Annotated in this window: 10 protein-coding genes; 2 read left to right on the top strand and 8 right to left on the bottom strand. The window is 70.2% G+C overall.

Going from position 1 to position 12,887, the window contains the following annotated elements; translation table 11 throughout:
* Positions 1–19: 19 nt before the first annotated feature.
* The 3 genes from ASC98_RS14185 to dinB all read right to left on the bottom strand — a co-directional run bounded on the left by ASC98_RS14185 (position 20) and on the right by dinB (position 2,783).
* Positions 20–481 (bottom strand): group 1 truncated hemoglobin, encoded by a 462-nt coding sequence (locus tag ASC98_RS14185; protein WP_056809406.1) that lies wholly within the window; start codon positions 479–481, stop codon positions 20–22.
* A gap of 22 nt (positions 482–503) precedes the next feature.
* The gene (locus tag ASC98_RS14180; protein WP_056809403.1) at positions 504–1,442 is read right to left on the bottom strand and encodes a DUF3034 family protein; all 939 of its coding nucleotides are present in this window, start codon (positions 1,440–1,442) and stop codon (positions 504–506) included.
* Positions 1,443–1,565: 123 nt separating this feature from the next.
* The gene (gene dinB / locus ASC98_RS14175; protein WP_082541543.1) at positions 1,566–2,783 is read right to left on the bottom strand and encodes a DNA polymerase IV; all 1,218 of its coding nucleotides are present in this window, start codon (positions 2,781–2,783) and stop codon (positions 1,566–1,568) included.
* A 95-nt stretch (positions 2,784–2,878) separates the two neighbouring features.
* On the opposite strand from dinB, the gene senA reads away from it, so the two are divergent.
* Positions 2,879–4,117 carry a selenoneine synthase SenA gene (gene senA / locus ASC98_RS14170; protein ID WP_056809402.1) on the top strand — a complete coding sequence of 413 codons (1,239 nt, stop codon included), beginning with the start codon at positions 2,879–2,881 and terminating at the stop codon, positions 4,115–4,117.
* A gap of 557 nt (positions 4,118–4,674) precedes the next feature.
* Here the strand turns inward: senA and ASC98_RS14165 are convergent.
* The 5 genes from ASC98_RS14165 to ASC98_RS14145 form a co-directional block, all read right to left on the bottom strand.
* Positions 4,675–6,093, bottom strand: coding sequence for a hypothetical protein (locus tag ASC98_RS14165; RefSeq protein WP_056809400.1), 1,419 nt, complete (start codon positions 6,091–6,093; stop codon positions 4,675–4,677).
* A gap of 104 nt (positions 6,094–6,197) precedes the next feature.
* The gene (gene fdhD, locus ASC98_RS14160) at positions 6,198–7,052 is read right to left on the bottom strand and encodes a formate dehydrogenase accessory sulfurtransferase FdhD (protein ID WP_082541544.1); all 855 of its coding nucleotides are present in this window, start codon (positions 7,050–7,052) and stop codon (positions 6,198–6,200) included.
* Entirely contained in the window at positions 7,049–7,309 is a 261-nt protein-coding gene (locus tag ASC98_RS14155; protein ID WP_056820046.1) for a hypothetical protein, read from the bottom strand. The genes fdhD and ASC98_RS14155 overlap by 4 nt, the downstream gene beginning before the upstream one ends.
* Positions 7,302–9,662: an FdhF/YdeP family oxidoreductase gene (locus ASC98_RS14150; protein WP_056809396.1), complete on the bottom strand. Its 2,361-nt coding sequence runs from the start codon at positions 9,660–9,662 to the stop codon at positions 7,302–7,304. Before ASC98_RS14150 ends, ASC98_RS14155 begins: the two co-directional genes overlap by 8 nt.
* Before the next feature lie 146 nt (positions 9,663–9,808).
* Positions 9,809–11,482 carry an OFA family MFS transporter gene (locus ASC98_RS14145; protein ID WP_056809394.1) on the bottom strand — a complete coding sequence of 558 codons (1,674 nt, stop codon included), beginning with the start codon at positions 11,480–11,482 and terminating at the stop codon, positions 9,809–9,811.
* Between the two features lie 189 nt (positions 11,483–11,671).
* Here ASC98_RS14145 and ASC98_RS14140 point away from each other — a divergent pair, with 189 nt between their 5' ends.
* Entirely contained in the window at positions 11,672–12,760 is a 1,089-nt protein-coding gene (locus tag ASC98_RS14140; protein ID WP_056809391.1) for a substrate-binding domain-containing protein, read from the top strand.
* Positions 12,761–12,887 lie beyond the last annotated feature (127 nt).

Genomic DNA, 12,887 nt, shown 5'->3' with positions numbered 1-12,887 from the left:
GGCTGTGCAATCCGTGGGGTCAGGGGGTGTTGATGATGTCGCGGTGCATCGGCGCGAGTTGCGCGAGCAGCTTGTTCTGCGCGGTGAACGCAATGCCTTGCGCGTCCATCGCCTGCTGCAGCACCTCGACCAGCGCGTTGAAATTGTTCTTGTTGATGTCCATGCCGGCATGCGCCTGCTTCATGTCGGGGCCTCGGCGCCTGCACGGGCCGCCCGACACCTGGCAGAACTGCGTGACCAGCTCGGCCTTCACGTGCGCCTGGTCGACGTCCTTGAAGAACGGGTTCATCCGCGGGTCGGCCAGCAGCCGGACCATGAAGTCGTCGACCAGCTTCACCAGGCCGGGCTGCGCGCCGAGCTGCTGGTACAGCGCATCGTCGGTCGGGGTGCTGGCGGTGCTGGATTGCGCCCGGGCGCTGCCAGCCGCAAGCGCGGCGCCGAGCAGCAGCGCGTGCACGAAGAGGGAGAGGGTGCGGGTCATCGTGGATCTCCGTGGCAGGGGGTCAGAACGCGATCTGCGCCGACACGTAGGCGCCGCTCTGCCGGCGTGTCACGACCCCCGGCACGATCTTGCCGAGGTCGACATAGGCGGCGGTCAGCGAGAAGTTCTTGCAGGGCGCCCACGCGACGAAGAGGTCGGCCCAGTCATCTTCCTTCAATGCGCCGGCACCGAGCGCGCTGTTGTCGCGCAAGTTGTCCGGCTTGGCGCGGTATTCGATGCCGGCCGCGATGCGCTTGTTGAACAGGTAGGCCAGCGACACCTCCGGCAGCACCCGGTAGCGGTCGTGGTCGGTGGCGCCGAAGCCGAGCAGGCCGTTCTGGTTCGCCTTGGTGGCGCGCAGCGTCAGGTTGGCGAGGAGGCCCTGGCCGAGGAACAGCTTGGTCGCGCTGACGTAGAGGTCGGTGCCGCTGTCCTTCGCGCCGAACGCGGTCAGCACGTCGGCCAGCGGTCCGGCGTGGGCCTTCCTGGCCTGCAGGCCGACGGCGACCTGCGGCATCCAGCGGTCGCTGTCGAGCACCGCGTCGCCGGCCACGCGGACCTTCAGGCCGACGATGTCCTGCTTCAGCCGCAGGTCGTTGAACGACGGATCGCCGAGCACGCCGGCGAGCGCGCCGCCGACCGGGCCGGTGTCGAAATCCTGGTGGGCGAGCGAGAGCTCGAAGCGGTCGTCCCAGGCGATGGCGACGCCGTAGCCGGTCAGGCCGTAGTCCTGCGTCTTCACGCGGGTCGCGAAGGCCGATCCGCCGAACTCGCCGGCGGTGCCGTAGCCGCCGGTCACCGCCCACGGGGTCAGGCCGCCGCCGGCCGCACCGTCGATGCTGCTGACGCCGCCGGTCAGCAGCAGCTTGCCGCTGTGCGTGCTGCTCTGGGCCAGCGCCGGCGCGGTGGCCAGCGCAAGCGGAAGGACGGCGCACGCAAGCGCCAGGCGATGCAAGGGCATGGAGTCTCCTCAAGTTCGTTCGCGGATCTACGCATTGAGGTCGGCCACGGATGCAGTCTGCCGATCACGCAGGAGAGCATCGTCCATCGAACGTGCATATTTGGCAATCTGCTGCCGGCGCGATCAGTCGTGCGGGGGCGCGATGTCGAGTTGGTCGAACAGCGGCATCGGGCCGTAGACGGGTTCGGGTTCGTGCACCTCGGGTGCGGCCGCCGCCGGTGCCACCAGCTCGCTCAGCGTTGCCAGGTTGCCGGCCCGCACGCCGAGCAGCCGCAGCCGGCGCGACAGGTCGACGCGCTTCAGGCATTCGCCGGCTGCGCGGCGGATCGTGCGGGCGTCCATCGTGTGGGCCGGCAAGGTCAGGTCGCGGGTGACGATCTTGAAATCGTCGAAGCGCAGCTTGATGCCGATGGTCTTGCCGGCGTAGCCCTTGCGCGCCAGGTCGCCGGCCAGCTCGACGCACAGTTCGGTGAAGATGGCCGACAGCGTGGGCCGGTCGCGCACCGCATGCAGGTCGCGGTCGAAGGTGGTCTCGCGGCTGATCGACTTCGGCTCGCTGTAGGTGACCACCGGCCGCTCGTCGCGGCCATGCGAGGCCTCGTGCAGCCACGCACCGTAGCTCCTGCCGAAGTGCTCGACCAGCCACGCCGGGTCGGCCGCGGCGATGTCGCCGATCGTGTGCAGGCCGAAGCCGGCGAGCTTCTCGCTCGCCTTCGGGCCGATGCCGTTGACCTTCTTCGCGGCCAGCGGCCAGATGCGCGACGGGATCTCGTCGAACGACAGCAGCGTCAGGCCGTTCGGCTTGTCGAGTTCGGAGCACAGCTTGGACAGCAGCTTGTTCGGCGTGATGCCGACCGAGCAGGTCAGGCCGGTGGCGTCGAACACCGCGTCTTTCAGCGCGCGGCCGAGGCTCGCGCCGGCGTCGTGCTGCGAGCCCGGCACGTCGGTCAGGTCGATGTAGATCTCGTCGATGCCGCGGTCTTCGACCACCGGCGCAATCTGCCGCACCGCCGCCTTGAACAGGCGCGAGTACCGGCGGTATTCGTCGAAGTCGACCGGCAGCAGGATCGCGTCGGGCGCGAGCGCCGCGGCCTTCATCATGCCCATTGCCGAGAACACGCCGAGCGCGCGCGCCGCATAGGTGGAGGTGGTGATGACGCCGCGGCCGGTGTAGTTGCGCAGCTTCGCGTAGCGCCACGAGCCGTCGGCCAGCTGCCGGGGCTTGCTGTCGCGCCCGCCGCCGATCACGACGGCCTGGCCGCGCAACTCGGGGTAGCGCAGCAGTTCGACGGACGCATAGAAGGCGTCCATGTCGAGGTGGGCGATCAGGCGTCGGGTCATGGTGCGGGCTGTACGGATCCACAGTATCGCGCGCCGCGCTATCCTCGGCAAATTCGCCGGGCAGATTCGCTTCGCCCTCATGCTCGTCCCCACCCATGCTGGATTTCCAAGCCCCGCCGATCGATGCAGCCCGCATGCGCCGCGCCGGGCGCGACCTGCTGTCGCTCGCGCTGATGGACGCGCGCAACCATTCGCTGCGCTGGCTGCAGGCCTTGGAGACCGCGCGCGTCGAGGTGCCGGAGGCGCTGCGGCCCGAGGTCGATCCGCCGCTGTGGACGCTCGGCCACCTGGGCTGGTACCAGGAGTACTGGATCGGCCGCAACGTGCAGCGCCACCGCGGCACGCAATGCGACGAACGCGCGCCGCGGCTGGCGTCCATCGAGCCCGGCGCCGATGGCTGGTTCGATGCCTCGCTCGCGCCGGTGGCCACGCGCCGCGTGCTGACGCTGCCCGATGCGCAGGCGGTGCGCCACTACCTGGCCGAGACGCTGGAGACCACGCTCGAGCTGCTGGAGCATGCGAACGACGGCGACGACGCGTTGTATTTCTTCCGGCTCGCGCTGTTCCATGAAGACGCGCATGCCGAGGGCCTCGCGGTGCTGTCCCAGCAGCTCGGCTTCGATGCCGGGCTGTGGCCGGCGCCGGGCAGCCTTCCGTCGCGGCCGCCGCTGCTGTTCCCGGCCGCGCGGGCGCGCATCGGAAGCGAAGCGGGCGAGGGCTTCGCGTACGACAACGAGCAGCCGGCGCACGACGAGCCGCTGCCGGAGTTCGAGATCGATGCGCAGGCGGTCAGCTGGGCGCAGTACGGCGAGTTCGTCGAGGACGGCGGGTACGACGAAGCGCGCTGGTGGACGCCGCAAGGCTGGGCCTGGGTGCAGGCCGGCGGGCGGCGCTGCCCGCGCTACGTCGACCAGATGCGCCAGGGCGTGCTGCAGCAGCGTTTCGGCCGGCTGACGCGCGTGCCGCTGGCGCAGCCCGCGCTGCACCTGAGCTGGTACGAGGCCGATGCATGGTGCCGCTGGGCCGGCCGGCGCTTGCCGACCGAGGTCGAGTGGGAGCATGCGGCGCGCACCGGCGAATCGCGCGGCTTCCGCTGGGGCCAGGTGTGGGAATGGACGGCGGGTCGCTTCCGGCCGTACGCGCATTTCGAGCCGGGGCCGGATCGTGGGCACACGATGCCGGGTTTCGACGACCGGCATCGCGTGCTGCGCGGCGCGTCGTTCGCGACGCGCGAACGGCTGCGGCATCCGTGCTACCGCAACTTCGAATTGCCGAGCTGCGATACGGAGTTCACCGGGTTCAGGAGCTGCGCGCTGCCGACCCGTTCGCCCTGAGCCTGTCGAAGGGTCGGCTCGCACGCCACCAGGGCTTCGACAAGCTCAGCCCGAACGGGACTCCACCCGTTCGCCCTGAGCCTGTCGAAGGGTCAGCTCGCACGCCACCAGGGCTTCGACAAGCTCAGCCCGAACGGGACCCCACCCCGTTCGCCCTGAGCCTGTCGAAGGGTCCGCCCGCATGCCACCAGGGCTTCGACAAGCTCAGCCCGAACGGGACCTCACCCGTTCGCCCTGAGCCTGTCGAAGGGTCTGCCCGCATGCCACCAGGGCTTCGACAAGCTCAGCCCGAACGGGACCCCACCCGTTCGCCCTGAGCCTGTCGAAGGGTCTGCCCGCATGCCACCAGGGCTTCGACAAGCTCAGCCCGAACGGGACCCCACCCCGTTCGCCCTGAGCCTGTCGAGGGGTCTGCCCCCATGCCACCAGCACTTCGACAAGCTCAGCCTGAACGGGACCTCATCCCGTTCGCCCTGAGCCTGTCGAAGGGTCTGCCCGCATGCCACCAGGGCATCGACAAGCTCAGCCCGAACGGGATGATGATCCGGACGGACCGGCTACAGCCCCGCAAAGAAGCCCAGCGACGGCGCGAAGAAATACTCCCCGCCCTTCAGCGTGACGAAGCCCGCCATGCGCTGCGCCAGCGTCGGTGCCTGCGCATCGCCCCAGCCGGCGTGATGACGGTGCTTCACCGCGCCGCCCTGGCCTGCCAGCGGGTCGACACCGGTGTGGCCGAGCACGAAGCCCTCGTCGTTGGCCCGGTTCGCCTGCGAGAACTCGAACTGCTCGACGATGCTCGCCTGGCAGGCCATGAACAGCAGCCCGACGCCATGCGACGGCGCGTCGCTGAAGCGCATCTGCGCATCCTGCCGCCGCTCGCCGTACGGCATGCTGCGCCGTGCCATCAGTCGCGCGCGCTCGGCTTCCGGTGCGATGCCGAATTCGCGCACCGTGTCGCCGCGCGGATTGGTCTTGCGGATGTGTGCATGCAACGGGCAGCGCAACCCCTGCGGATCGTCGGCATAGTCGAAATCGTCCGCCTGCGGCGGCGCCAGCCCGCCGCGGCCCTGCAGCGCGAGCGGCGTGCCGTCGGCGAAGCGGCCCACCAGCATCGCGCCGGCCAGCGCCGCATCGGCGGCCGCGCCGAGCTTGCGTAGCCCGCGCGCCAGCGCGGCCTCGGCCTGCCGGAAGGCGTGCACGTTCTGCTCGAGCTTGCGGCACACCACGTACGAGCCGTGCGCGGTGGCATCGTCGACCGTCGGGTCGCGCACCAGCACCTGGCCCAGCGGAGCGCGCGGCGACCATCGCTGGCTGGGCCCGCGGCGCAGCGCGTCGCGGGCCAGGTCCTCGTCGATCATCAGCGGCTGGCTGCGGCCGGTGACGAAGCCGAAGTGCTCGATGCCTTCGCCGCCGGCGTTGCGCCAGGCGCGGGTGCGTTCGACGCCAAGCAGCGCGATGCCCGGCGGCAGCGCGCCGGCCCACGCCGCGAGCTGCGCCTCCACCTGCCGCGCATCGCCGGCCAGTTGCAGCAGCGCATGCACCTCGCCGCGCCACGGCGGCTCCCAGCCGGCGGGATCGGGGTCGCGCAGCATCGGCTGCCGATCCTTCAGGCCTTCGGCGAACGCCGGGTCCGACGGCCAGCGCTCGCGCGGCACCTGCAGCGCGCGGTAGCCGCTCGCCGACAGCAGGCAGGCGACGAACGGCGGCGTCTGCAGCGGCATGCCGGCCGCGCGCGCGGCACGCACGCGCCGTGCGTCGGCCAGCTGCACATCGGCGCGGCCGATCAGCGGCAGCAGCCCGCGCAGCAAGGTGCGCCCAGCCTGCGCCTGCCCGAAGCGCAGCAGCAGGTGCGCGGCATGCGGCCGGCCGTGGCCCTTCAGCAGGTTGCCCTGCAGCTGCGCCAGCAGCGCGCGCTCGGCGGCGGTGGTCGCCGCCAGCGAGAGGGTCTTGCTCAGGTCGACGACCGGGGGAGCCATGCGGGGTCCTGGTGAGGCGGCCCCGAGAGCGTGCCTTCACCCCGCGCCGGCGGCATCCCCAAGTTCGCGGACGACCAGCCCCCCAGCTTGTCGGTGCGGGCCCGTCAGGCGGGCGGCGCGAGCGCGGTGTAGTCGACCGCCTGCTCGCCGCGGCAGAAGCCGTACAGCTGCAGGCCCGACTGCCGCGCGATGTCGACCGCGAGCGAGGTCGGCGCCGAGATCGCGGCCAGCGTGCCGACCTGCAGCCGCGCGCACTTGCGCACCAGCTCGTAGCTCGCGCGGCTCGACATCACGACGAAGCCGGGCTCGCCGAGGCGGCCGGCCAGCGCGCGCCGGCCGAGCAGCTTGTCGAGCGCGTTGTGGCGGCCGACGTCCTCGGTCACGTCGAGCAGCTCGCCGGCCGGCGTGGCCCAGCCGGCGGCATGGCAGGCGCCGGTGTCGGCGTTCAGCGCCTGCCGGGCCGGCAGCGCGGCGAACGCGCGCAGCACCACGTCGGCCGGGACCGGCGCGTGGTCGGCCAGGCGTTCGGTGGGCAGCAGGTCGAGCTGCGCGAGGCTGTCGATGCCGCACAGCCCGCAGCCGGTGCGGCCTTCGAGCGAGCGCTTGCGGTCCTTCAGCGCGGCAAACGCGCGCGACGACACCGTCAGGTGCACCTCGCAGCCGCGCGCATGCGCCCGGACCTCGATGTCGCGGCATTCGTCGCGGCCGTCGATCAGCCCTTCGGACAGCGCGAAGCCGAGCCCGAAGGCCTCGAGGTCGGTCGGCGTGGCCATCATCACCGCATGCGACAGGCCGTTGAAGACCAGCGCGACCGGCGATTCGACCGCCACCATGTCGCGCCGCTCGCTGGCGACCGCGCCCAGGTGGCGGCGCACCGACACCGCCTCGGTCGGCGGCAGGTGGTCGGGCAGGTCGCAGTCGTCGAGGGCGACGCGCGGGTCGGGCGCGGGCAGGGTCATGTCAGGCGGCGTGCAGCGTCGGTGGCGAAGGCACGCCATTGTCCGCCGTCGTCGACCTGCAGGCGGACCCAGCCGGGGCCGGCCGCGTCGCCGATGCGGGCATCGCTCATCTGCGTGTACAGGCGGATCAGCACGCTGACCCGCACGCCCAGCCGCTTGGCCAGCCGCGTCAGCGAGACGCCGCGGCCTTCGTCGTCGAGCGCCAGCAGTTCCTGCAGCGCCCGGTCTTCGAGCGCCGCGGGTCCGGCTTCAGGCATGGGCCGGTGCGGTGTCCGCGACGTCGCGTGCGTTCGCCACCGGCTTGTCCTGCGGGCGCAACGTGAGCACCACCGGGATCGACTTCGAGGTCGGCGTGCGGGCACCGATCGCGAAGCTCTGCAGCGGCACCAGCGCGTTGGTCTCGGGGTAGTAGCTCGCGATGCAGCCGCGCGGGATGTCGTACTCGACCAGCAGGAACTTCTCGGCGGTGCGGCGTTCGTCGTTGCCGTCGTCGCCGAAGTAGACGCTGGTGATGTCGACCCAGTCGCCGGCCTTCATGCCGATGTCCTTCAGGTCGTCACGGTGGATGAAGACGACGCGGCGGTGGCCGTAGACGCCGCGGTAGCGGTCGTCCATGCCGTAGATCGTGGTGTTGTACTGGTCGTGCGAGCGCACGGTGGCCAACGTCAGCACGACGGCATCGGTCTGCTTGCGGGCGCGGTGCACCGCGGTGTCGCGCGGCACCGGGTGGGCGCTGAACTGCGCCTTGCGCGATGCGGTGACCCACACGCGTTCCGATGCGGTGTTGCGCAGCCGGAAGCCGCCCGGCTTGCGGATCTTCTCGTTGAAGCCGCTGAAGTCGTCGAACACCGCTTCGATCTTGTCGCGGATGCGGCTGTAGTCCTCGACCAGCCACAGCCACGGCGTCTTGCTGGCGGGCAGCGTGGCCGCGGCCAGCCGCGCGACGATCATCGGCTCGGACAGCAGCATCGGCGACGCCGGCGCGTTCAGCCCGGACGACAGGTGCACCATGCTCATCGAGTCTTCGACCGTCACGCCCTGCGCGCCGCCGGCCTGCAGGTCGACCTCGGTGCGGCCCAGGCAGGGCAGCAGCAGCGCCTGGCGGCCGTGGATCACGTGGCTGCGGTTGAACTTGGTGGCCACGTGCACCGTCAGCTCGCAGCGGCGCAGCCCCTTCCAGGTGGCGTGCGTGTCGGGCGTGGCGGCGGCGAAGTTGCCGCCCATCGCGAAGAACACCTTGCCGCGGCCGTCGACCATCGCCTCGATCGCACCGACCGTGTCGAAGCCCTCGGCGCGCGGCGGCTTGAAGCCGAACACGTCGGCCAGGCGGTCCAGGAAGGCCGGCGCCGGCTTCTCGTAGATGCCCATCGTGCGGTCGCCCTGCACGTTGCTGTGGCCGCGCACCGGGCAGGCGCCGGCACCGGGGCGGCCCAGGTTGCCGCGCATCAGCAGCAGGTTGGTGATCATCTGGATCGTCGCGACCGAATGCTGGTGCTGGGTGATGCCCATGCCCCAGCAGGCGATCACGCGGCTGGCGCCGGCGTACAGGTCGCCGGCCTGGCGGATCTGCGCTTCGGTCAGGCCCGATTCGGCCTCGATCGTGCGCCAGTCCTCGGCGCGCGTGTCGGCCTCGAAGGCCTCGAAGCCGTGCGTGTGCTCGGCGATGAACGCGACATCGAGCACGCGGGCGGTGCCGTCGCGCTGCGCGCGGTCGTCGAGTTCGAACAGGTGCTTGCACATGCCCTTGACCAGCGCGAGGTCGCCGCCGATGCGCAGCTGGAAGTAGTGCGAGCTGATCGGCGTCGAGCCGAGCGTGGCCATCTCGATCGCGTTCTGCGGGTTCGCGAAGCGCTCCAGGCCGCGCTCGCGCAGCGGGTTGAAGCTGACGATCTTCGCGCCGCGCTTCGACGCGTCGCGCAGCTCGCCGAGCATGCGCGGATGGTTGGTGCCGGGGTTCTGGCCGAAGATGAAGATCGCGTCGGCCAGCTCGAAGTCGTCGAGCGTGACCGTGCCCTTGCCGACGCCGATGGTCGGCCGCAGGCCCGAGCCGCTCGGCTCGTGGCACATGTTCGAGCAGTCGGGGAAGTTGTTCGTGCCGTACTCGCGCACGAACAGCTGGTAGAGGAAGGCCGCCTCGTTGGAGGTGCGGCCGGAGGTGTAGAAGATCGCCTGGTTCGGGTCCGGCAGCGCGCGCAGCTCGCGCGCGATCATCGCGAACGCCTGGTCCCAGTCGATGGGTTGGTAGCGGTCGGAGGCCGCGTCATACACCATCGGGTGCGTGATGCGGCCCATGTCCTCGAGGAAGAAGTCGGATTGTTCGGCCAGCCACGAGACGGTGTGCGCGCCCAGCACCTCGGGCGTCGCGCGCTTGGACGTGGCCTCGGCGGCCACGGCTTTCACGCCGTTCTCGCAGAACTCGAAGGTCGAGGTGTGGTCGCGGTCCGGCCAGGCGCAGCCGGGGCAGTCGAAGCCGTCCGGCTGGTTGGCCGACAGCATCGTCTTCGCGCCCTTGGCCGCGATGCCGTGCTGCAGCAACTGGTGCGCGACGCTCTTCAGCGCGCCCCAGCCGCCGGCCGGACCCTTGTAGAACTCGATCTTCTGGTGTGCCATTTTTTAAACGCTCCCAACTCACTGTCAGAACCCACTACCCAAGCGCTCTCGATCCAGCGGACGCCGCGGAACCGGCTTTGCCGGGCCGCTGGCGGCGCCCCCTTCGAGGGGGAGGCGCCGCAGGCGCTTCGGGGGTGGGTGTCATCTCACGCGAAGAACTTGCCCACGGTCAGCAAGGTCTTGTAGACGCCCCAGGCGAGCGGAATGCCGACCGCCGCCCAGGCCAGCGCGACCACGAAGGTCGGCGTGGTGCCACCGGCGCCGGAGCCCGTGCCGACGTCGGCCGCGGCCGCGCGGTCATGCGCCAGGCGCTTCTCTTCGGCCAGTTCCTCGTCGCTCATGAAGTGCTTGTCGGCCACCGGACGGATCGACAGGTTGGCGATCAGGCCGATCACCAGCATGCCGACCAGGATGTACATCGTCTGGTTGTAGACCTGCTCGCGCGGGATGCCGAGGTTGAGCTGGTAGTCGCGCATGTAGTTCACGATCACCGGGCCGAGGATGCCGGCCGTGGCCCAGGCCGTCAGCAGGCGGCCGTGGATCGCGCCCACCATCTGCGTGCCGAACAGGTCGGCCAGGTAGGCCGGCACCGTCGCGAAGCCGCCGCCGTACATGCTCAGGATGACGCACACCGCACCGACGAACAGCAGGGTGCTGCCCGCGCCGGCACTGCTCGGCAGGCTCGCGTACAGCACGCCGCCGAGCACGAAGAAGATCGTGTAGGTGAGCTTGCGGCCGAGCTTGTCGGAGATGCTGGCCCAGAAGAAGCGGCCGCCGATGTTGAACAGGCTCAGCAGCGCGGTGAAGCCCGCCGCGATGCCGGCGATCGCCGCCTTCTGTGCGGTGTCGAGCTCTCCGATCTTCTTGGCCACGCCGATCAGGCTGCCACCGAAGACTTCCTGCAGCATCGGGCTGGCCATGCCGATCACGCCGATGCCGGCGCTGACGTTCATGCACAGCACCAGCCAGACCAGCCAGAACTGCGGAATGCCCCACACCTTCTTCACGTGCACGTGGCGCTGCGTGATCATCGCGTTGGTGGTCTGCGCGACCGGCGGGGTCCAGCCGGCGGGCTTCCAGCCGCTCGGCGGGACGCGGTAGCCGAAGGCGCCGCCCAGCATGAAGACGAAGTACACCAGCGCCATCACGATGAAGGTCTGCATCACGCCGACGTCGGTCGGCGATGCGAAGGTCTTCATCAGTTCGGCCGCGAGTGGCGATCCGATCATCGCGCCGCCGCCGAAGCCCATGATGGCCATGCCGGTGGCCATGCCGCGGCGGTCGGGGAACCACTTGATCAGCGTCGACACCGGCGAGATGTAGCCGAGGCCGAGGCCGATGCCGCCGATGATGCCGGAGCCGAGGATCATCATCCAGAACTGGTGCAGGTGGATGCCGAGCGCCGAGATCAGCATGCCGCCGCACCAGCACAGCGCGCTGACCACGCCGGCCTTGCGCGGGCCGGCCCGTTCAAGCCAGCCGCCCCACAGCGCCGCGGAGCAGCCGAGGAACACGAAGAACAAGGTGTACATCCACCCGAGCGTCGAGACCTTCCAGTCGCAGGTGGTGGTGAACAGTTCGGCGAAGAAGCCGACGTCCGGGCCGCACTTGATCGCTTCCTTGATGCCCAGCGCCTTCGACAATGGCAACCAGAACACCGAGAAGCCGTAGGCCATGCCGATGCACAGGTGGATGGCCAGGGCTGCCGGCGGGACGAGCCAGCGATTGAAGCCAGGGCCTGCGATCGTCCGCTCCTTGTCGAGCAGTCCGGCGGCGCCGGCTGGCGCGGAGGGTGTCGATTCCGCTGTGGTTGAAGACATTCTTGCTCCCGGGTTTGTGAGTATCGGTATTCAAGATCCCGCCGGGCTCGCACGGGTCTTGATGCTGCAGTGACACGCAAGCCCCGGACTGTAGGCAGGGGCCGGCGTGGCGGCAATATGATGCCGCGGACATAGGCCCGTGAACAAGCAATCGCTTACATGGGCAGGAAAACGATAAGGCTGTATTCCGTGAACAAAGTCACCATCAGGCCGCAGTGGTCGTTGACGCGCGAAGGCGGCGGCACGCTGATGCCGCGGCTGATCGAACTGCTGCGCCTCGTGCAGCAGCACGGCAGCCTGGCGCGCGCGTGCGAAGCCAGCGGCTTGTCGTATCGCCATGCCTGGCAGATGGTGCGCGAGGGGCATGCGCTGTTCGGTGCGCCGCTGCTGCGCATGTCGCCGGGGCGCAACTCGACGCTGGCGCCACTGGGCGAAAAGCTGGTGTGGGCCGATCGCCGCATCACGGCGCGGCTGACGCCGCTGTTCGAATCGATCGCATCGGAACTCGAGGCCGAGATCGCGCAGGCGATGGAGGAGCCGCCGGCGGTGCTGCGCCTGCACGCGAGCCATGGTTTTTCGATCGAGATCCTGCAGCAGCAGCTGGCCGCCGACGGGATGCAGCTGGAATGGAAGTACTGCACCGGCGTCGAGGCGGTGTCGGCGATGACGAGCTGGCAGTGCGACGTGGCCGGGCTGCATGTGCCGCACGGCGAGTTCGAGGCGGCGGGGGTCGAGCACTACCGGCCGTGGCTGCGGCCGGGCGAGCAGATGCTGATCGACGTGAGCACGCGGCGGCAGGGGCTGATGCTGCAGGCGGGCAATCCGCTGCGCGTGCGCGGGATGGCGGACCTGGCGCGCATGGACGTGCGCTTCGTCAGCCGCGATCCGGGGTCGGGCACGCGGCTGCTGCTCGACCTGTTGCTGCAGCAGGCGGGGGTGGACCCGGCCGGGCCGGTGGGCCATGCGCCGTGCGAGCGCACGCATGCGGCGGTGGCGGCCTACGTGGCCAGTGGCATGGCCGATGCGGGCTTCGGGGTGGAGACGGCGGCGCGGCGCTTCGAGCTGGATTTCATTCCGCTGCAGACGGAGCAGTATTTCTTGCTGTGCGACGAGGCTTTCTTCGATACGCCGGCGATGCAGCAACTGGTGGCCGTTTTGGGGAGCGAGGAGTTTCGCGCGGCGGCGAACCAGTTGCCGGGGTATGACGCGCGGCATGCGGGGGAGGTGCATCGGCTGGAAGATGCGTTTGCCTGGCTGGGGGCGCGTCGCGGCGGGTGAGGGGATGGGCTGAGGGCTCATGCTGGGGCGGTCGACGGGCCCCCCGGGGCCCGTCGACTCCACTGCGAAGATCGGCTTTGGGGATGCATCGGCAAACTCCCTCCGCTCGCTTCGCTCGCTGTGGTCA

It is taken from the genome of Rhizobacter sp. Root1238 (genome assembly GCF_001425825.1).
Taxonomy (GTDB): Bacteria; Pseudomonadota; Gammaproteobacteria; order Burkholderiales; family Burkholderiaceae_C; genus Rhizobacter.
The sequence above is the reverse complement of the archived record's forward strand: the minus strand, read 5'-3'. Positions and strand labels throughout refer to the sequence as shown.